Here is an 18785-nt window from a genome sequence, read left to right on the forward strand (position 1 = left end):
ATGGATGCCTGTAGAGCCACCGCGCCATGAACCCCCCGACTCGTCCGACCCTGACGCCGCTGCTTCTGGCGGTGCTTGCGCTCCTGTCGTCCTTCACGCCTCTGTCGATCGACATGTACCTGCCCGCGCTGCCGGTGATCGCCGTCGACCTCAGGTCCTCGGCCGGCGACATCCAGCTCACCCTGTCGGCCTTCATGATCGCCTTCGGTGTGGGGCAGATTTTCTATGGTCCTGCGGGGGACCGGTTCGGCCGCCGCCCGGTCATCCTGGGCGGACTCGCGGTCTATGTGCTGGCCAGTGTCGGTTGTGCGTTCGCCGCCGAGGCAGGCCATCTCATCGGGCTGCGTTTCCTGCAGGGTCTCGCCGCCTGCGGCGGCGTCGTGCTGGCGCGCACGATGGTGCGCGACCTGGCCGAGAAGGATCACGCCGCGCGCGCAATGTCGCTGATGATGGCCTGCTCCTCCATCGCGCCGATGCTGGCGCCGGTGCTCGGCGGCCAGGTGATGTGGTTCGCCGGCTGGCGGGCGATCTTCTGGGTGCTGGCATCGGCTGGCGTGATCGCCTTCGTCGTCGCCTGGTTCCAGCTGCCCGAGACGCTGAAGCCGGAGTATCGCCAGCCCCTGGTCTTCAGCCAGATCCTGAAACGGTTCGGCGAACTGCTCGCCACCCGCACCTTCATTGGTTACGCGCTGACCTCGTCCTTCATGTTCGCCGCCCTGTTTTCGTACATTTCGGGGTCGCCGTTCGTCTTCATCGAGCGCTACGGGATCTCGCCTCGTTACTTTGGCGTGGTGTTCGGCGGCATGGTGGTCTTCATGACCATCGGCAGCCTGTTCAATGCGCGGTTCGTGCGCCTGCTCGGGGCCGGGCGCATCCTGCGCGTCGCGGTGATCGTCCCCGCGGTGTCCGGCACGGCGGCGATGGTCATGGGCTGGATCGAGGCGAAGTACGGCACGATCGGCCTGTGGCCGTTCCTGGTCTGCCTGGTCTTCCAGATCGCGACGCTGAGCCTGATCGCGCCCAATTCGACGGCGATGGCGATGCAGCGCTACCCGCACATGGCGGGCACGGCATCGTCGCTGATGGGCGTCATGACGTTCGGCGCCGGCGCGATCTTCGGCGCCATCGTCGGGCAGACGTTCGACGGCACCATCGCGCCGATGACGACCGCGATGGGCATCGCGGGCATCCTCTGCCTCGTCTGTCACCGCACACTGGTGCGGCAGGGATAGGCCTACCGCCGCAGATCGATTGTCAGGAGGTCGCCACGATCGTTGCCGACGGCCAGCTTGAAGCCGTCGGGCGACCAGGCGAGGCAGGTGATGGGGGACCCATCCGCCATCTTGAGCACGACCGAGCGCTTGGTGCGGATGTCGCCGAGCTGCAGCTCGCCGGAATCGTAGCCGCCGGCCACGAACTCGGCCGTGGGGTGGGCGGCGACCACGGTCATCAGGCCCGCGCCCTCGTCGCCGAACTGCAGTGGCGGCTTGCCTTCGGGGCCCTTGCCGGAAAACGGCCAGGCCGTGAAGACTGGCTGCGAGGAGGTGTAGAGGAAGCGCGCGTCGGCGGTCCACGACAGCGACTTCACCTTGGCGGGATAGCCCTGCATGCGCATGTCGGTGGCCTGCGCCACCCGCCAGACATGGATGTCGTTCTCCTGCGTGCCGGTGGCGATGAACTTGCCGTCGGTGCTCCAGCGCAGCGCCACGTGGCTGCCCTGCCAGGCGAAGCGGCGCGGCGGCAGCACGACTTCCTTGCTCAGGCTCCAGACGGTGATGCCGCCGTAGTGCGCGCAGGCGACGCGGCTGCCGTCCTTGCTGAAGTCGAGGCCGGCCACCGTGCTGGGATGCGGGCCGAACTCGCGGACCTCGCCGTCGCGGAACAGGAACATGCTCTTGCCGGCCGAGGCCGCGACCGCACCCGTCCGGTGGGCGACGAGATGCTCGATCCATTTGCCCTTCTGGGCCAGCAGCTCCGTCGCCGTGCCGTCGGCGGCAAGGCGCAGGACGCGACCATCGTCGCCGCCGCTCACGAACCCGTCTCCGGCCGGATCGCCCACCAGCGACAGCGCGACGCCCGTGTGCAGGGGGGCGGCGGCCTCGGGCGCTGCCTGCTGGATGTCGGCGGGAAGCAGGCGGACGCAGCCGTCGCCCAAGGCGAAGGCCACGGTCGAACCGTCACGATTGAAGGCGCAGGCCGCCACGGGGGCGTCGGTGGCGAGGGAGCGGGCCGGCGGCAAAGTCTGCTGCCAGGCCGGATTTGCGAGGTCGATCTTCACGGTCTTACTTCAGGCACTCTTCGAAGCCGCGCTGCAGGTTGTCGCCGTCGAGGTTGCGCCCGATGAAGACCAGCTTGCTCGAGCGCTTCTCGCCATCCTTCCATGGCGTGCCCCAGTCGCTGTCCATCATCATGTGGACGCCCTGGTAGACGTAGCGGCGCGGTGCGCCGTCGATGGCGAGGATGCCCTTGCTGCGGAAGATGTCGCCGCCCTTGATCTGCAGCAGCGCGCCCATCCACTTCTGGAACTTGTCGGGATCGACCGGCCGGTCGGCGGTGATCGAGAGACTGCGGACCTCGTCCTCGTGGTTGTGGTCGTGGCCGCTGTGCAGGAAGTCCGGTTCGAACTCGAGGATGCGTCCGAGATCGAACGCGCCCTTGTCGAGGATGGCGTCGAGCTCGATCCGGCTCTTCTCCGTGTGATGAATGCGGGCGTAGCGGTTGATGCCGCGGATCCTGTCTTCGACCTTCTTCAGCTCCTCCGGGCTCACCAGGTCGGTCTTGTTGAGCAGGATCACGTCGGCGAAGGCCACCTGCTGCTCGGCCTCGCTGCCCTGCTCGAGCTGGCCGAAGAAGTGCTTGGCGTCGATCACGGTGACGATCGCATCGAGGCGGGTGCGGGCCTTGACGTCGTCGTCGGTGAAGAAGGTCTGCGCGACGGGACCGGGATCGGCAAGGCCGGTCGTCTCGACCAGGATGCCGTCGAACTTGTCCTTGCGCTTCATCAGGCCTTCGATGATGCGGATCAGGTCGCCGCGCACGGTGCAGCAGATGCAGCCGTTGTTCATCTCGAACACTTCCTCGTCGGCATTCACCACGAGGTCGTTGTCGACGCCCAGCTCGCCGAACTCGTTGACGATCACGGCGTACTTCTTGCCGTGCTGCTCGCTCAGGATGCGGTTGAGCAGCGTGGTCTTGCCGGCGCCGAGATAGCCGGTGAGCACGGTGACGGGCACTTGCGCCGAGGTCTGTGGGCTGGCCATGGAGGGTCCTTGAAATGGGGTCCCTCAGATAGGGTGGGGCTTGCGAAGAGTCCAGTTGGCGGGTCGGGTTTGTTGACACGGCCAATTCGCGTCCCCTAAACGTCCGATAGCAAGGCGCATCTGAAAATCGCGCTGGAGATGTTTGGGGGAAGAGATGATTGCACGCAATCTGCTGTTCGTGGTGCTGGCCCTGTTCGTGGCGGGTTGCGAGACCTACTCGGCGCCGCGCTATGGAATATCGGCCGACAATGTCGTGGCGCTGAAGAGCCTGGCCCCCAACCGGATCGCGGTCGGCGCCTTCACGGAGGCACAGAAGTTTGCCGATGGCTGTCGCGCCGCCGGCCCGATCACGGCATCCGACGGCATGGGCTTCGCCGCCTACATCCGCAAGGCCTTCGTCGACGAACTGAAGATCGCCGGCGTCTACGCCGACAGCGGGACCGTTACCCTGACCGGCACCGTCGACAAGCTCGCCTTCTCCTCGACCGTCGCCTACTGGGACATCGGGCTCACGGTCCGGTCGTCCAACGGCAGGTCGGTCAGCGTCGAGGAACACTACGTGTTCGATGGCGCGTTCGCCGCAGTGACTGCCTGCAAGCGCGTCGCCGATGCCTATTTCCCGGCCGTCCAGAACACGCTGCAGAAGCTGATCGCCTCGCCCGACTTCCGCAGCCTGGTGACGCCCTGACCTAGGGTCGCTCGCCGCGGATCAGTTTGGGCAGGTCGCCGATCAGGCCCATCGCGTGCCGGACGAAGAACTTGCGCAGCGCCGGCACGCGGTTGACGGCGGCGAGACCGGCATCGCGAACGAGCCGCAACGGCCTGATGTCGTTCGAGAACAGGCGATTGAGCAGGTCGGTGGCGGCAACCATCGACAGATTGTCCGCCCGGCGCCATTGCGCGTAGCGCTCCAGCGTGTCGGCACCGCCGACGTCGAGGCCCAGCCGCTTGGCGTCGGCCATCACCTCGACGAGGGCGGCGATGTCGCGGACGCCGAGATTGTAGCCCTGGCCCGCGATCGGGTGGATGCCGTGGGCAGCGTCACCCACCAGCACCAGCCGCGTGTCGATGTAGCGCTCGGCATGGACAAGACGCAGCGGATAGGACCAGCGCGTGCCGGCGGGCGCCACAGGACCGAGATGATCGCCGAAGCGCCGCGCGAACTCCGCCTGGAAAGCGGGCTCGTCGAGTTCGAGGAGGCGGCGGGCGATCGCCGTCCGCTCCGTCCAGACGATCGACGAGCGATGCTCGCCACCGGGACCGTCGGTCATCGGCAGGATGGCGAAGGGGCCGCCGGGCAGGAATTTCTCCTGGGCGACGCCCCGGTGCGGCTCCGCGTGGTGGGCGACCAGCACGATGGCGATCTGGTCGTAGGACCAGCTCCGTGCCCCGATTCCGGCCTCCTCGCGGGTCGCGCCGAACCGGCCCTCGGCCGAGGCGATCAGCCGGGTGGCGATGCGCCGCCCGCTTTTCAGCACGAGGCCGGCACGAACGGGGCCGCGATCGCTGTCGACCACTTCATCGGGCGAGACGAGTTCGACTTTCGGGCAGGCAGCGAGACGGCGCAGGATGGCGGACCGCAGGAAGCGGTTCTCGACGATCCAGCCCATCGGCGCGGCAGTCTCCGGATCGTCGGAGGCTTCGCGATGGTCGAAATGCAGGAAGAGGGGGCTGGCGCGGCCGTCATGGCCGGCATCGGAAATCCGGATGTCGCGGATCGGTTCGGCGTTGGGTGCGAGTTCGTCCCAGAGGCCGAGAGCCGCGAACAGGCGCTGGCTCGTATAGGCGATGGCGGTGGTGCGACCGTCGAAGCCCTGTTCCGTCATGGCGAAGAGCGGTACGCGGTCGATGAGGGCCGAAGAGAGGCCCGATTCGCCGGCGGCCAGCGCGAGAAGGCTGCCGTTGAGACCTGCGCCCACGATGGCGAGGTCGAAGGGGGAACGGTCGGAAGGGCGCCTGTCCATCAGCCATAGATGGCAGCCGCCCCGGGGGGCGGCAACCCTCTATGGCTGCATGGATCGGTTCGTCGCGGCCTAGAAGGACTTGGCGATGCCGAGGATCACGCGGCTGGCGCAGTTCTGGGTGCCGAGACAGTCTTGAACGCTGAGGTTGGTGCCCGTGTAGACCGCCGAGACGTCGAAGCCGTAGACGGACATGACGACGCCGAGCTGCCAGTCCCAGTAATTGTCGTTGGGGATGCCGTAGTTGATGTTCCGCTCGACATACTGGTTTCCGATCGTGCCGAAGGCCTTGAAGGCCACGTTGTCGTTCACGTGGATGAAGGACAGCGGCACGGTGACGGAGGCCCACTTGTACCAGGCGTTGCCGGAGTTCGCGAAGAAGTTGGGGCTGTAGCGGACGGCGGCGCTGACCTGGGCGACGCCGAAGTCATAGCCGGCGACGAGGCCGAACTCGTTGAAGTCGTAGAACAGGCTCGAGGGAGCGCTCAGGTAGTTGTAGCGGATGTAGCCCAGGTCGAAGGTGAGCTTGTCGTCCATCAGCTTGAGCTTGAGGCCGGCGAGCAGGTCGATCTCGGCGGTGGTGCCGGTGCCGGGGAAGTTCACGTTGGAACCCCAGGCCCCGACATAGGCGGTCAGGGGGACCTTTTCGCTGACGGGGGCGGTTTCGTAGCCGAAGGCCGCCTGGATCGCGACCTGGCGCTGCGTCTGGGAAATACCGCGATAGGAATAGTCGTTGAGGACGGCGAAGCCGGCCGTGAAGTTGCCGCCCCACGGGGCTTTCCAGGTCTCCTTCTCCGGAGGAGCCGAGGTCGCCGGATCGGGCGTACCCTGAGCAACCTGCTGTTCGGACTTGGCCGGCGCGGTGGGCGTGACTTCCACGGTCTGCGGATTCGGCGTGCCCTGTGCATGGGCCGCACTCGCTGCACACATTGTGATCAGCGCAGTAGCCAGAACAGCGGATTTTTTAAGCAACATGACCACCCCAAAGACTTATGACTTGTTTCCGCCCCAATTGCTGCAAGCCGCGTGCCAATCGCGAGCCGCTATTTCACAGCGCGTTTGGCACGGCGCTTGCTCGCGAGGAATTGAACTTTGGGGGCGGGCGTGCCGCCCGGTGGAGGACAGGCGCAAATGAAAATGATCGTGGCAATCTTCAAGCCCTTCAAGCTGGACGAGGTCAGGGACGCCCTGACGTCGCTCGGCATCCAGGGGCTGACCGTCAGTGAAGTGAAGGGCTTCGGCCGCCAGAAGGGCCAGACCGAAATCTACCGCGGCGCCGAATACGCCGTGAGTTTCCTGCCGAAGGTGAAGATCGAGGTCGTCATCGACGACAGCATGGTCGAGCGAGCCGTCGAGACCATCCGCAAGGCGGCGGGCACCGGCAAGATCGGCGACGGCAAGGTCTTCGTCCTGCCGGTCGAGCAGGCAATCCGCATCCGCACCGGCGAGTCCGGCGCCGAAGCGCTCTGATCCTAGGCAACGCACTCAACTCAAGAACCAGGGGACCATGATGAAGTTCAAGACCAACTCGGTGCTTGCGGGCGTTGGGGCGGCCGCGACGCTGCTCCTGCCGGCGCTTGCGCTGGCCCAGGCCGCCGCGCCGGCCGCCGCTCCTGCGGCTGCGGCGGCAGCGCCCAAGCTCGACACGGGCGACACGGCGTGGATGCTGGTATCGACCGCGCTCGTCCTGATGATGACGATTCCTGGCCTGGCGCTGTTCTACGGCGGCATGGTGCGCAAGAAGAACGTGCTGTCGACGGTGATGCAGAGCTTTGCCATCACCTGCATGATCTCCGTGCTCTGGCTGATCGTCGGCTACAGCCTGGCCTTCACGCCCGGCAGCACGATCATCGGCGGCCTGAGCCGCATCTTCATGGCGGGCCTCACGCTCGACGGCGTGCATGAGCTCGCCAAGACGATCCCCGAGACCGTCTTCATGTGCTTCCAGCTCACCTTCGCCATCATCACCCCGGCCCTGATCGCCGGCGCCTTCGCCGAGCGCATGAAGTTCTCGGCAATGATGTGGTTCATGGCGCTGTGGTCGCTGATCGTCTACGCGCCGATCGCCCACTGGGTGTGGGGCGGCGGCTTCCTGGGCGACTGGGGCGTGCTGGACTTCGCGGGCGGCACCGTGGTGCACATCAACGCCGGCGTCGCGGGCCTCGTCTGCGCCCTGGTGATCGGCAAGCGCAAGGGCTTCGGCACCGAGAACATGGCGCCGTTCAACCTGGTCTACTCGGTGATCGGCGCCGCCCTGCTCTGGGTGGGCTGGTTCGGCTTCAACGCCGGTTCCGCGGTCGGCGCCAGCCCCAACGCCGGCATGGCGATGGCGGTGACGCAGTTCGCCTCGGCTGCGGCGGCCATGGCCTGGATGTTCGCTGAGTGGGTGACGCGCGGCAAGCCGTCGGTGCTCGGCATCATCTCGGGTGCGGTCGCCGGTCTGGTCGCCATCACTCCGGCCTCCGGCTTCGTGACCCCGATGGGATCGCTGGCCATCGGCATCGTCGCCGGCCTGATCTGCTTCTGGGGCGCCACCGGCCTCAAGAAGGCGATGGGTTACGACGACTCGCTCGACGCCTTCGGCGTGCACGGCATCGGCGGCTTCGTCGGCGCCATCCTGACCGGCGTGTTCGCGGTCGAGGTGATCGGCGGCGAAGGCAAGAAGGGCCTGATCGACGGCAATGCCGGCCAGGTCCTGACGCAGCTCTGGGGTGCGCTGGTCTGCATCGCCTGGTGCGCCATCGCCACCTTCATCATCCTCAAGATCGTCGATGCCCTGATCGGGCTGCGCGTGACGACCGAGGAAGAGGTCGAAGGCCTCGACATCAACCTGCACGGCGAGACGATCCACTAGGATCGTCTTCCCTCGAGATCGGGAACCCCTCTCCTCCTGGTTCCCTCTCATCCGCCGCTCCGTGTCGCGGCGGACCCTCGGGCCCGGCGAGTTTCTCGCCGGGCCCTTTTTCTGTCCGGCGTTTGACGACGCGAACGGCAGACGCCAGTCTGTCGACCAATGCCGAAGACGGCCGGAGGGGAAATCGCATGAAGCTCGTGTCCGCCATCATCAAGCCGTTCAAGCTCGACGAGGTGCGCGACGCGCTGACCGGCGTCGGCGTGTCGGGGCTGACGGTGAGCGAGGTCAAGGGTTTCGGCCGCCAGAAGGGCCAGACCGAGATCTATCGCGGCGCCGAATACCTCGTGAGCTTCCTGCCCAAGGTGAAGATCGAGATCGTGGTCGACGACAACCAGGTCGAGCGCGCCGTGGAGGCGATCCAGAAGGCCGCTCACACCGGCAAGATCGGCGACGGCAAGATCTTCGTCACCGCGGTGGAGCAGGCCGTGCGCATCCGCACCGGCGAATCGGGCTCCAACGCACTCTAGCCATCGACTTTTTCGAAGAACGACAAGACCAAGACGACAAGCAAGCAAGACAAGACACGGGGGAAGAAATGATCAGGACGGTCCTGCGCTTCGGCGCGCTTTTGGCGTGCCCGATGACGTTCGCCCCGGCGGCCTGGGCCGCCGACAAGCCGCAGATCGATACCGGCGACACGGCGTGGCTGCTGATGGCCACGGTCCTCGTCCTGATGATGAACATTCCGGGCCTCGCGCTCTTCTATGCCGGCATGGTGCGGAAGAAGAACGTGCTGGCGACCTCGGTGCAGGCTTTCGCCGTGGCGGCGCTGGTCACCGTGCTGTGGTTCGCGGTTGGCTACTCGCTGGCCTTCACCGACGGCGGCGCACTCAATGGCTGGATCGGCTCGCTGTCGCGCGCCTTCGGCAAGGGGCTCCTCGGAAGCACCCACGAGCTCGCCAAGACCGTGCCGGAGAACGTGTTCCTGATGTACCAGGCCACCTTCGCCGTCATCACGCCGGCAATCATCGCGGGCGCCTTCGCCGAGCGCATGAAATTCTCGGCGATGATGTGGTTCATGGGCCTGTGGCTGCTGCTCGTCTATGTCCCGGTGGCCCACTGGGTCTGGGGCGGCGGCTTCCTGGGGGCGGCCGGCGTGCTCGATTTCGCCGGCGGCCTCGTCGTCCACCTCAATGCCGGTATCGCGGCACTCGTCTGCTGCGTGGTGATCGGCAAGCGGCACGGCTACGGCCAGGAATACATGGCGCCGCACAATCTGGTGCTCACCCTGATCGGCACGTCGCTGCTCTGGGTCGGCTGGTTCGGCTTCAACGCCGGCTCGGCGCTGGCCTCGGGCGAACTGGCCGGCAGCGCGATGCTGAACACCCACATCGCCGCCTCCGTCGCCGCCCTCGTCTGGATGGTCATAGAATGGGCAGCCCGCGGCAAGCCGTCGGTCCTCGGCATCCTGACCGGTGCGGTCGCCGGACTCGGCATGATCACGCCGGCGGCCGGCTATGTCGAACCCTGGGCCGCGATGGTGATCGGCGTGATCGCCGGCGCGGTCTGCTACTGGGCCTCGATCGTGCTGAAGAACAAGCTGGGCTACGACGATTCGCTCGATGCGTTCGGCGTGCACGGCGTCGGCGGCATCCTGGGCTCGATCCTGGTCGGCGTCTTCGCCACCCGGGCGATCAACGACGTGGCCAAGGGGCAGCCGGTCGGGCTGGTCGACGGCCATGCCGGCCAGATCCTGACCCAGCTGTACGGCGTGGTCGTCATCGGCGCCTTCTGCGCCGTCGTGACCTGGATCATTCTCAAGATCCTGGATGCCGCCATCGGGCTCCGGGTCACCCAGGACGAGGAGGTCGAGGGCCTCGACACCGCGCTGCACGGCGAACGCGTCCAGTAACGCCGCGGCGGCCCTCTAGCGCTAGTGGCTGGGACGGGAAGGGACATCAACCCCTTCCTTTGTCTCAAGAAACAAGCCTATTCCATTGTTGTGATTGGCAAATTTGTTCCATAGAATATGGCGATAGGCTGGCCGTGTTGGGTCGGCACCGTTGCTTTATTGGGGCCGGTTTTGGCCCATTGGATACGAGAATGTTCAATCCGCGCCTGACCGAGACGCTGACCGACTTCCCATTCGCGCGGCTGAACTCGCTCATTGCCCCGATCACCCCGCCTTCGCACCTGTCGATGATCAACATGTCGGTCGGCGAGCCGCAGGGCGCGATGCCGGCCTTCGCGCGCCAGATCGTGATCGACGAGGTCGATGGCTGGAACCGCTATCCGCCGAACCAGGGCCTGCCGGACCTCAATCTCGCGATCTGCGAATGGCTGACGCGGCGCTACAAGCTGCCCCAGGGCCTGCTCGATCCGAACGTGCACGTCCATCCGACGGCGGGCAGCAAGGAAGGCGTCTACATCATCTCGACGGTGGCGACGCCGCAGGAGAAGGGCGGAGCCAAGCCGATCGTCGCGCTGCCCAACCCGTTCTACCAGGCCTATCTCGGCGGCGCGGTCCTGTCGGGCGGCGAGCCGCTGCTGGTCAACGCCGAGGCCTCGAACGGCTTCCTGCCGGACTATGAGAGTCTCGACGAGGCGACCTGGCGGCGGATGTCGGTCGTCTATCTCTGCTCACCGGCCAATCCGCAGGGCGCGATCGCCGGCAAGGACTATCTCAAGAACCTGCTGCGTCTCTGCCGCAAGTACGACACCGTGCTGGCGGTCGACGAGTGCTACGCCGAGATCTACACCGGCGCACCGCCGCCGGGTGCCCTCGAAGCGGCGCTCGAGATCGACGAGACCGGCGGAAAGGATCCGTTCCGCAATCTCGCGGTCTTCCATTCGCTGTCGAAGCGTTCGAACGCGGCGGGCCTGCGTTCGGGCTTCATGGCCGGCGATCCCAAGCTCGTGGCGATGGTGTTGCGCTGGCGCAGCTATGGCGGCCCGCAGATCCCCTTCGCCGTCCAGAAGGCGTCGGCCGCGCTGTGGCGCGAGGAGACGCATCCGGTCCAGACTCGCGACTGGTACCAGCGGAATTTCCGCGTCGCCGAGCAGATCCTGCACAACCGATTCGCCTACTACACGCCGGGCGGCGGCTTCTTCCTGTGGCTCGACGTCGGCGACGGCGAGGAGGCCACGCGCAAGCTGTGGGGCGAGGCGCACGTGAAGGTGCTGCCCGGCGCCTATGCCTGCCGCGAGACCAACGGCATCAACACCTCGCACCGCTACATCCGCGTGGCGCTGGTGCACGACGAGAAGACCACGCGCGAGGGGCTGCAGCGCCTCGCGGCTGTCCTGTAGGGAGCGTCACCGCGCATGGCCATGCTGAGCGTCTCGTCAGCGTTGCAGCCCCGGACTTCCATTCTGCCGGAAGGGGGACGCGACTTCCTGCGCCGCCGCATGATGGAGATCGTGGGCGTCGCGACGGCGGGCTTCGGCCTGATGCTGATGATGGCGCTGTTCACCTACAGCCCGGGTGATCCCTCGCTCAACCACGCCACGGCACGCGCGCCCAACAATCTGCTGGGGCTTCCGGGCGCCTACATCTCGGACCTGCTGCTCCAGACCTTCGGTCTTGCAATCATCCTCGCGCCGGTCGCCTTCATCACCTGGGGCGTGCGCATGGTGCGTACCCATCATCTCGGCTTCTTCGGGCTGCGGCTCTCGCTGCTGCTGCTGGCGCTGCTGATGATGAGCGTGGCCTGCGTCGGCCTGGGCGACGTCGGTGGCGCCGCCACCCACGCCGGTCCGGGGGGACTGGTGGGGCTGGCGCTGGTCGGCCGCTTTCGCGAGCTGGTGCTGACCCATTCGAGCGGCGGCGCGCTCACGCTGATCGAGCCGGTATGCGCCGCCCTTGCCTTCATCGCGATGGCCCCGGCGCTGGGCATGAATCGCACCGACCTGCCGCTGATCTTCCGCATCCTGCGCGCGCCGTTCCTGTGGACGGTGTGGGGGGCGCGGGCGGCCGTCGGCCTGTGGCGCGGCAAGCCGCAGAACCTCGAGGAAGAGAGCGAGCCGCCGGCGCCCCATATCGGCTACGCCGAAATCCCGGGGGAGATCGACGCCAGCCAGTACGATCCGGCCCGCTTCGAGAACCGCTACGAGCAGATTCCCGAGGAAGGCACGGCCATGCCGGCGCGCGACTCGCTGATGGTCGACGCGCCCTACGCGCCGATCGAGCGGCCGGCCGACGACATCCCGGCGGCGCCCGAAGGCGCGAGGCTGCATTCGCCGGTGCTGGACGAAGCCGCGCCGGCGCGCACGCTGGAGCGAGGTTTCCTCAGCCGCCTCACCGGCGGCCTGCGCATTGAGCCTTTCATGCGGCGCTCCGCGCCGGCGTCCGCCGCCAATGCGGAACGCATCGAACCGGGCTTCGGCGGCCCCGAAGTCGCAGCCGCACCCCCGCAATATCGCCAGCCGCTCGCCGAGGAGGAATTCGAGGCGCCGCCGCGTGCCGCCGCGCCGCCCCCACCACCGCTGCCGGACGAGGCCGTGATCGACGAGCAGGTCGACGAGAACCCGTTCACACCCGACAGCGCCCTCGATCTCGAGCAGCCCGTGGCTGCCGCGGCCCAGCCGGCCGTGAAGATCGTCCCGCGCAAGGCCGCGGTGGCGCAGGGCAAGCGGGCCGCCAAGGCCGGCCAGCGCGAACTCGATCTCGGGGTCGGGGAATACAAGCTGCCGCCGCTCGACATCCTGTCGCTGCCTTCGCGCGTGAACGCGCAGCCCAAGATCGACGAGGAAGCGCTGGAGCAGAACGCGCGCCTGCTCGAGACGGTGCTCGACGACTTCGGCGTGAAGGGACAGATCGTGAAGGTGCGGCCGGGGCCGGTCGTGACGCTCTACGAACTCGAGCCGGCGCCGGGCACCAAGTCGAGCCGGGTCATCGGTCTTGCCGACGACATCGCCCGGTCGATGAGCGCGGTGTCGGCGCGCGTCGCCACGGTGCCGGGCCGCAACGTCATCGGCATCGAGCTGCCGAACGCCAAGCGCGAGACGGTGTTCCTGCGCGAACTGCTGTCGACGAAACACTACGAGGACGGCCGTCTCGGCCTGCCGCTGGCGCTGGGCAAGGACATCGGCGGCGACCCGGTGATCGCCGACCTTGCCCGCATGCCCCACCTGCTGATCGGCGGCACCACCGGCTCGGGCAAGTCGGTCGCGGTCAACACCATGATCCTGTCGCTGCTCTACCGGCTGCCGCCGGACAAGTGCCGCTTCATCATGATCGACCCTAAGATGCTGGAGCTCAGCGTCTACCAGGACATCCCGCATCTGCTGACGCCCGTCGTCACGGAGCCGCGCAAGGCGATCGTGGCCCTGAAGTGGGTGGTGCGCGAGATGGAAGACCGCTACCGCGCCATGAGCGCGGTCGGGGTGCGCAACATCGCGGGCTACAACGAGAAGCTGGCCGAGACCGCCCGCAAGGGTGGCGTGCTGACCCGCAAGGTCCAGACCGGCATCGACCCCGAGACGCGCAAGCCCACCTTCGAGGACGAGGAGATCGACCTCCGTCCGCTGCCCTTCATCGTCGTCATTATAGACGAGATGGCCGACCTGATGCTGGTCGCCGGCAAGGAGATCGAGGCGGCGGTCCAGCGTCTCGCCCAGATGGCCCGTGCCGCCGGCATCCACGTCGTGATGGCCACGCAGCGTCCCTCGGTCGACGTCATCACCGGCACCATCAAGGCTAACTTCCCGACCCGCATCTCCTTCCAGGTTACCTCCAAGATCGACAGCCGCACCATCCTGGGCGAGCAGGGCGGCGAGCAGCTGCTGGGCCAGGGCGACATGCTTTACATGGCCGGCGGCGGCAAGATCGCCCGCGTGCACGGCCCGTTCGTCAGCGACGGCGAGGTCGAGGAAGTGGTTCGCCACCTGCGCGCCCAGGGCGCGCCCGCCTATATCGACGCGGTGACCGACGATCCCGAGTCCGAGGGCGAGGGTGGCGGCCTCCCGGGCGACGGCGAGGAGGGCGAGAGCGACCAGCTCTACGACCAGGCCATCGCCCTCGTCGCCCGCGAGCGCAAGTGCAGCACTTCTTTCATCCAGCGCTACCTGCAGATCGGCTATAACAGGGCGGCCCGCATCGTCGAACGCATGGAACGCGAGGGCGTCGTCAGCTCCGCCAACCATGTCGGCAAGCGCGAAGTCCTGGCCCGGGACATCGACGACCGGGAGCGCTGAGGGCCCGCGTAGAGGGCGAACGAGGAACGATGAGCGATCAACCCCCGCCTGGATCCGCCACAAGGCCACCCATCGGGGGTGGTCCGGTTGCGTCGGCCTCGGTGCGCCACCGTCGACGCATCCCGCTGGTGTGGATCGTCCCCATCCTGACCGCGCTGATCGCCGCCTGGCTCGCGTGGGATACCTTTTCCAAGCGCGGCCCCACCATCACGGTCGCGTTCGACACGGCCGCCGGCCTGACAGCAGGCCAGTCGCAGCTCAAGTACCGCAACGTCGTCATGGGGACGGTGAAATCGATCACGGTCCCGCCCGACCTCTCGAAGGTGCTGGTGACGATCGAGACGGTGAAGGAAGCCGAGCCGCTGCTCACCGACAAGACGATCTTCTGGGTGGTGAAGCCGCAGCTCTTCGCCGGCAACATTTCCGGCCTCGAAACCATCCTGTCCGGTTCCTACATCGGCATGCGGCCCTCGACCGACAAGGGGACGCCGACGCGCAGTTTCGTGGGGCAGGAAGATCCGCCGATCCTGCAGGCTTCGGTCAAGGGCACGACCTTCCGGCTCGACACCAACAGGCTGGGCTCGATCAGCCTGGGGGCACCGGTCTTCTTTCGCGACATCGAGGTCGGCACGGTGCTGGGCTGGGACCTGCACGATCTCGCCAGCCGCGTTGCCATCCACGCCTTCGTGCGGGCGCCATTCGATCGCTACGTCCGCGACGACAGCAATTTCTGGAACGCCTCCGGCCTGTCGGTCTCGCTGGGCTCGAACGGCATCAACATCCAGATGGAATCGCTGCGCGCCGTCCTGCTGGGCGGCATCGCCTTCGATACCGCGCACGATTCGACGGCCCCCATCAGCAAGGCCGACCATCGCTTCAAGCTCTACGCCAACATCGAGGAGGCCAAGTCGGCCGGCTTCGGCCAGCAGATCAAGCTGATCTCCTACTTCCCCGGCTCTGTCGCCGGCGTCACCGAGGGGGCCGATGTCACCTTCCACGGGTTGAAGATCGGCGAGGTCACCCGCGTCGGCCTGGTCTACGATCCCAAGCAGGATCGCGTCGTGGCGCCCATTCACTATCGCGTCGAGGCCGGTCGCATCAGCAATCTCGCCAAGGCGCAGGGGCTGGAGCCGATCAACATCGCCGAGGAGATGATCCACCGCGGGCTGCGGGCCACGCTGCAGGCGCCGAGCCTGATCAGCAACTCCAAGATCATCTCGCTGCAGGTGGTGCCCGACGCCGCCCGCGGAGAACTCGAGAAGGTCGGGGACCACTATCTCATTCCGGCGGCCGAGATCGGTGGTTTCGACAGCATCACCGCCTCTGCCAGCGAATTGCTGAGCAAGATCAACCGCATCGACTTCGACAAGATCGGCAACAGCCTGCTCGGCGCCGCCACCGGCATCGAGCAGACCGTCAACGGGCCGCAGGTCAAGGCGACGCTGGCCGCGCTCGAGAAGGCGATGCTCGACGTGCAGGACATCGCCCGCAAGCTCGACGTCGAGGGCACGCCGGCGCTGAAGCGGCTGCCCGACATCGCGCTGCAGCTCCAGGAGGCCGTGACCAAGGCCAACCGGCTGATCGGCTCGGTGGACAAGGGCTATGGCGACACGTCGAAGTTCCATCGCGACCTCGATCGCCTGCTGCCGCAGGTCACGGACGCAGCGCGCTCGATCCGTGCGCTGGCCGATCTTCTGTCGCGTCACCCAGAGGCCCTGATCAAGGGCCGCACCAACACGGGCAAGGAATGATCGCCACTCGCTTCGGCCGCCGCCGTTTCGGCATTCTCGCACTGCCGGTACTCGCCGCGCCGGCGCTGCAGGCCTGCGGCTCCTCGCCCGAGCCCACCCTCTACACGCTGGCTGTTCGGCCGGGCCCCGTGCTGACGCGCGGACCGCGGATCGTGCAGATCCGCGACATCGGCCTGCCGGGCTATCTCGACCGCAAGGAGATCGTCCGCTCGACCGAGGACTTCAAGCTCGATGTCCGCTCCAACGCCTGGTGGGGCGAGCCGGTCGGCGGAATGATCGGCCGCACCATCGTGCTCGAACTCTCGCAGCGCCTGCCGGGCAGCCAAGTCTACAGCGAGGCAGGCTCGATTACGACGGATCCCTTTGCGACGGTCGGCATCGACATCCAGCGCTTCGACGCCGACAAGGCCGGCAACGTTGTCCTGCTGGCCCAGGTCGCGATCCAGTTCAACCGGCCGTCGCGCACGGCGGCGCGCAACTTCTCCATCACCCGGCCGGTGCCGACGCCGGATACGCCGGGCCATGTCGCCGCCATGAGCGACGCGCTGGGCGAGCTGTCGGACGGCATCGCCTCGCTGCTGCAGTAGCGCCATGCTGCGGGCCTTCGCGGTGCAGCGCGACCCGGGTCCTCTGGTGACGCCGCCCCAGCTGCGCGAATGTCCGGGCTGCGGCCTGTTCCAGATCGTGCCGGCGATGGCCGCCAACATGCGTTCCGATTGCGGGCGCTGCGGCACCGAGCTCAGGGCCACGCGCGCCGATCCGACCGGCCATTGCCTGGCGCTTACCTTCGCGTCGCTGGTCTTGTTCTCGGTGTTGTGGCTGTCGATGCTGATGAAGGTGTCGACTGCCGGCATCGTGCACGAGACCAGTCTGCTCTCCGGTCCGGCCGAGCTTGTGCGCCATGGATTGTGGCCTCTGGCCATTGCGGTAGCCTTCACGACGGCCCTGGCACCGCTCGCCAAGTTCGCGGGCACACTCTACGTGCTGATCGGTCTGCGCATGCGGACCCTGCCGCCCAACCTGCGTGGAGTATTCCTCATCTCCCGTCGCATGGGGACCTGGGCAATGCTCGAGGTCCTGCTGCTGGGGGTATTCGTCGCCTATACCAAGCTGGGCGACCTGGTGACGATCCAGCTCGGACCGGCAGTCTATGCGCTGGGCATCCTCACGGTCGTGGTCGTGTGGGCCGAGCTGTCGCTCGATCCGCAGGCGGTGTGGGAGGAAATCGAGCGGCGCGGCCAGACCCATGCGCCGATGCCGGCCGCCGCCCCGCTCGAATACCGGCCGGGTGCCGCGAGCTGCGAGGATTGCAAGCTCGTCTGCGTGCCGGCCGAACATGACGGTCGCTGCCCGCGTTGCGGGGCGCACGTGCATGAGCGCAAGCCCGACAGCCTGAACCGGACGCTGGCGCTCGTGATTGCCGGCGTCATCCTCTACATCCCGGCCAATGTCTATCCGGTGCTGACGGTCATCCAGCTGGGCTCCGGCGAGCCGAGCACCATCATGGGCGGCGTCGAGGAGCTGGTGGCCTCGAAGATGTACCCGCTCGCCCTGCTGGTCTTCTTTGCCAGTGTGCTGGTGCCGCTGTTCAAGCTGATCGGGCTGGTGAGCATGATCGGCGCGACCTCGCTCACCGGCACGGCAGAGCAAGCCGGCGTGCTGCTGCGCCAGCGCACGCGGCTCTATTTCATCGTCGCCTGGATCGGCCGCTGGTCGATGGTGGACATCTTCATGGAGTCGCTGCTGGGCGCGCTGGTCCAGTTCGGGCGTGCCGTGACCATCGAGCCCGGCATGGGGGCGCTAGCCTTCTGCGCGGTCGTCATCGTCACAATCTTCGCGGCTGAAGCGTTCGATCCCCGCCTCATGTGGGACGCCGCCGCGCGCAACCCGCACCGGAAGTCTCTTCCGTCGGCTGCGAGCCGAAGCGATGCCCGGGCGGCGGCCGTCAATTCAGGCTGAAGGCCAGGTTGAGCTTGATATTGTGCTCGTTCAGGAACGAGCCGTTCAGTCTCCGGATCGAATCGAGTTCGTAACCGAACGACCCCTTGGCCCAGGCCGAAAGCTGGCGTCCGAACCCGACATAGGCGTGGTTCTGCGCGAATCCCGCTGTCCGGGTGGGACGGTCCGTGCCGACGTTGATGAAGACCTCGTTCGACATCGCGAGTTCCCACGGCGAACGCCACAACGGGATCCGGACACCTGCCAGAGCGCGCGTGCGGACCAGCAGCCGGCTGTCGTCGAAGAACAGTTCCTCCCACCGCCATCGGGCCACGATCGGGAGGCCCTCGATGCGCGAGCGATGGAGAATGTCCTGGAAGGGCCCGCGCGACTGTCGTGCGCCGGGGAGATAGCGGGTGAACTGGACATAGCCCGCGGCGAGGGCCCAGTTGGGCGAGAGTGCATACTCGAAGCCCGGCCGGACCTGCAGCGTCCGCAGGCGGCTCATGTTCTGATCGAAGCGCAGTTGGGTGTCGAGATGGAACGACCAGTTGCGGTCGATCCGATACTCCAGCGCGACTGCAGGCGATTCCCAGACTTGGCCATTCTGTAGTTGCGTCGCGGCTGCCTGCCGCTGGCGCCGTTGCGCCTGCGCTGCCGTCGAGACCAGGCAGAAGACGATGATCAGCGCAGCGAAGCGGACTATCGAACTCGTCACCGGGTCGACGATACCGGCGCCTCCGTGGTGTGGCAATCGAGTTGGCTTCGGCCACACCCGCGCTGCGTTCGATGGCGACCGAAGGGTCTTCTGCCCGGCGGGCGAGGT

At 67.0% G+C, this 18785-nt stretch carries 16 protein-coding genes; 11 read left to right on the forward strand and 5 right to left on the reverse strand.

Features of this window, described 5'->3' with window-relative positions; all coding sequences use genetic code 11:
• Positions 1-26 precede the first annotated feature (26 nt).
• The gene (locus LJ725_RS23405; protein ID WP_230553362.1) at positions 27-1232 is read left to right on the forward strand and encodes a Bcr/CflA family multidrug efflux MFS transporter; all 1206 of its coding nucleotides are present in this window, start codon (positions 27-29) and stop codon (positions 1230-1232) included.
• Between the two features lie 2 nt (positions 1233-1234).
• On the opposite strand, the gene LJ725_RS23410 is transcribed toward LJ725_RS23405, so the two are convergent.
• A complete protein-coding gene (locus tag LJ725_RS23410) occupies positions 1235-2278 on the reverse strand; it encodes a WD40 repeat domain-containing protein (RefSeq protein ID WP_230553363.1) in 1044 nt (347 codons plus the stop codon).
• 4 nt (positions 2279-2282) lie between these two features.
• Positions 2283-3260, reverse strand: coding sequence for a CobW family GTP-binding protein (locus LJ725_RS23415; RefSeq protein ID WP_230553364.1), 978 nt, complete (start codon positions 3258-3260; stop codon positions 2283-2285).
• A gap of 154 nt (positions 3261-3414) precedes the next feature.
• Here LJ725_RS23415 and LJ725_RS23420 point away from each other — a divergent pair, with 154 nt between their 5' ends.
• Positions 3415-3948 carry a hypothetical protein gene (locus LJ725_RS23420; RefSeq protein WP_230553365.1) on the forward strand — a complete coding sequence of 178 codons (534 nt, stop codon included), beginning with the start codon at positions 3415-3417 and terminating at the stop codon, positions 3946-3948.
• A gap of 1 nt (position 3949) precedes the next feature.
• Here LJ725_RS23420 and LJ725_RS23425 read toward each other — a convergent pair whose 3' ends face one another.
• The gene (locus LJ725_RS23425; protein WP_230553366.1) at positions 3950-5224 is read right to left on the reverse strand and encodes a UbiH/UbiF/VisC/COQ6 family ubiquinone biosynthesis hydroxylase; all 1275 of its coding nucleotides are present in this window, start codon (positions 5222-5224) and stop codon (positions 3950-3952) included.
• A 69-nt stretch (positions 5225-5293) separates the two neighbouring features.
• On the reverse strand, positions 5294-6100 hold the full coding sequence (locus tag LJ725_RS23430) for a TorF family putative porin (RefSeq protein ID WP_230553367.1): 807 nt from the start codon (positions 6098-6100) through the stop codon (positions 5294-5296).
• A 252-nt stretch (positions 6101-6352) separates the two neighbouring features.
• Here LJ725_RS23430 and LJ725_RS23435 point away from each other — a divergent pair, with 252 nt between their 5' ends.
• The 9 genes from LJ725_RS23435 (at position 6353) to LJ725_RS23475 (ending at position 17980) form a co-directional block, all read left to right on the forward strand.
• Complete coding sequence (locus tag LJ725_RS23435; RefSeq protein WP_230553368.1) at positions 6353-6691, forward strand: P-II family nitrogen regulator; 339 nt, start codon at positions 6353-6355, stop codon at positions 6689-6691.
• Positions 6692-6731: 40 nt separating this feature from the next.
• Positions 6732-8075 carry an ammonium transporter gene (locus LJ725_RS23440; RefSeq protein WP_408015769.1) on the forward strand — a complete coding sequence of 448 codons (1344 nt, stop codon included), beginning with the start codon at positions 6732-6734 and terminating at the stop codon, positions 8073-8075.
• Between the two features lie 188 nt (positions 8076-8263).
• Positions 8264-8602 (forward strand): P-II family nitrogen regulator, encoded by a 339-nt coding sequence (locus tag LJ725_RS23445; protein WP_230553369.1) that lies wholly within the window; start codon positions 8264-8266, stop codon positions 8600-8602.
• A gap of 68 nt (positions 8603-8670) precedes the next feature.
• Positions 8671-9987, forward strand: coding sequence for an ammonium transporter (locus LJ725_RS23450; protein ID WP_408015770.1), 1317 nt, complete (start codon positions 8671-8673; stop codon positions 9985-9987).
• Between the two features lie 191 nt (positions 9988-10178).
• Complete coding sequence (locus tag LJ725_RS23455) at positions 10179-11384, forward strand: aminotransferase class I/II-fold pyridoxal phosphate-dependent enzyme (RefSeq protein WP_230553370.1); 1206 nt, start codon at positions 10179-10181, stop codon at positions 11382-11384.
• A 15-nt stretch (positions 11385-11399) separates the two neighbouring features.
• On the forward strand, positions 11400-14270 hold the full coding sequence (locus LJ725_RS23460; protein ID WP_230553371.1) for a DNA translocase FtsK: 2871 nt from the start codon (positions 11400-11402) through the stop codon (positions 14268-14270).
• 101 nt (positions 14271-14371) lie between these two features.
• Complete coding sequence (locus LJ725_RS23465; protein WP_230553372.1) at positions 14372-16021, forward strand: PqiB family protein; 1650 nt, start codon at positions 14372-14374, stop codon at positions 16019-16021.
• Positions 16018-16608, forward strand: a complete 591-nt coding sequence (locus LJ725_RS23470; protein WP_230553373.1) for a PqiC family protein — start codon at positions 16018-16020, stop codon at positions 16606-16608. The genes LJ725_RS23465 and LJ725_RS23470 overlap by 4 nt, the downstream gene beginning before the upstream one ends.
• A gap of 4 nt (positions 16609-16612) precedes the next feature.
• Positions 16613-17980, forward strand: a complete 1368-nt coding sequence (locus LJ725_RS23475; protein WP_230553374.1) for a paraquat-inducible protein A — start codon at positions 16613-16615, stop codon at positions 17978-17980.
• On the opposite strand, the gene LJ725_RS23480 is transcribed toward LJ725_RS23475, so the two are convergent.
• The gene (locus LJ725_RS23480) at positions 17967-18677 is read right to left on the reverse strand and encodes a DUF2490 domain-containing protein (RefSeq protein WP_230553375.1); all 711 of its coding nucleotides are present in this window, start codon (positions 18675-18677) and stop codon (positions 17967-17969) included. The genes LJ725_RS23475 and LJ725_RS23480 overlap by 14 nt on opposite strands.
• Between the last annotated feature and the right edge of the window lie 108 nt (positions 18678-18785).

It is taken from the genome of Reyranella aquatilis, assembly GCF_020880995.1.
GTDB classification, from domain to species: domain Bacteria; phylum Pseudomonadota; class Alphaproteobacteria; order Reyranellales; family Reyranellaceae; genus Reyranella; species Reyranella aquatilis.

What these genes read in the sequence shown, in the direction of transcription:
- LJ725_RS23420 (WP_230553365.1), top strand. Translation starts at nt 3,415, where the DNA reads ATGATTGCACGCAATCTGCTGTTCGTGGTGCTGGCCCTGTTCGTGGCG.
- LJ725_RS23415 (WP_230553364.1), bottom strand. Translation starts at nt 3,260, where the DNA reads ATGGCCAGCCCACAGACCTCGGCGCAAGTGCCCGTCACCGTGCTCACC.
- LJ725_RS23455 (WP_230553370.1), top strand. Translation starts at nt 10,179, where the DNA reads ATGTTCAATCCGCGCCTGACCGAGACGCTGACCGACTTCCCATTCGCG.
- LJ725_RS23450 (WP_408015770.1), top strand. Translation starts at nt 8,671, where the DNA reads ATGATCAGGACGGTCCTGCGCTTCGGCGCGCTTTTGGCGTGCCCGATG.
- LJ725_RS23470 (WP_230553373.1), top strand. Translation starts at nt 16,018, where the DNA reads ATGATCGCCACTCGCTTCGGCCGCCGCCGTTTCGGCATTCTCGCACTG.
- LJ725_RS23425 (WP_230553366.1), bottom strand. Translation starts at nt 5,224, where the DNA reads ATGGACAGGCGCCCTTCCGACCGTTCCCCCTTCGACCTCGCCATCGTG.
- LJ725_RS23435 (WP_230553368.1), top strand. Translation starts at nt 6,353, where the DNA reads ATGAAAATGATCGTGGCAATCTTCAAGCCCTTCAAGCTGGACGAGGTC.
- LJ725_RS23475 (WP_230553374.1), top strand. Translation starts at nt 16,613, where the DNA reads ATGCTGCGGGCCTTCGCGGTGCAGCGCGACCCGGGTCCTCTGGTGACG.
- LJ725_RS23445 (WP_230553369.1), top strand. Translation starts at nt 8,264, where the DNA reads ATGAAGCTCGTGTCCGCCATCATCAAGCCGTTCAAGCTCGACGAGGTG.
- LJ725_RS23405 (WP_230553362.1), top strand. Translation starts at nt 27, where the DNA reads ATGAACCCCCCGACTCGTCCGACCCTGACGCCGCTGCTTCTGGCGGTG.
- LJ725_RS23440 (WP_408015769.1), top strand. Translation starts at nt 6,732, where the DNA reads ATGAAGTTCAAGACCAACTCGGTGCTTGCGGGCGTTGGGGCGGCCGCG.
- LJ725_RS23460 (WP_230553371.1), top strand. Translation starts at nt 11,400, where the DNA reads ATGGCCATGCTGAGCGTCTCGTCAGCGTTGCAGCCCCGGACTTCCATT.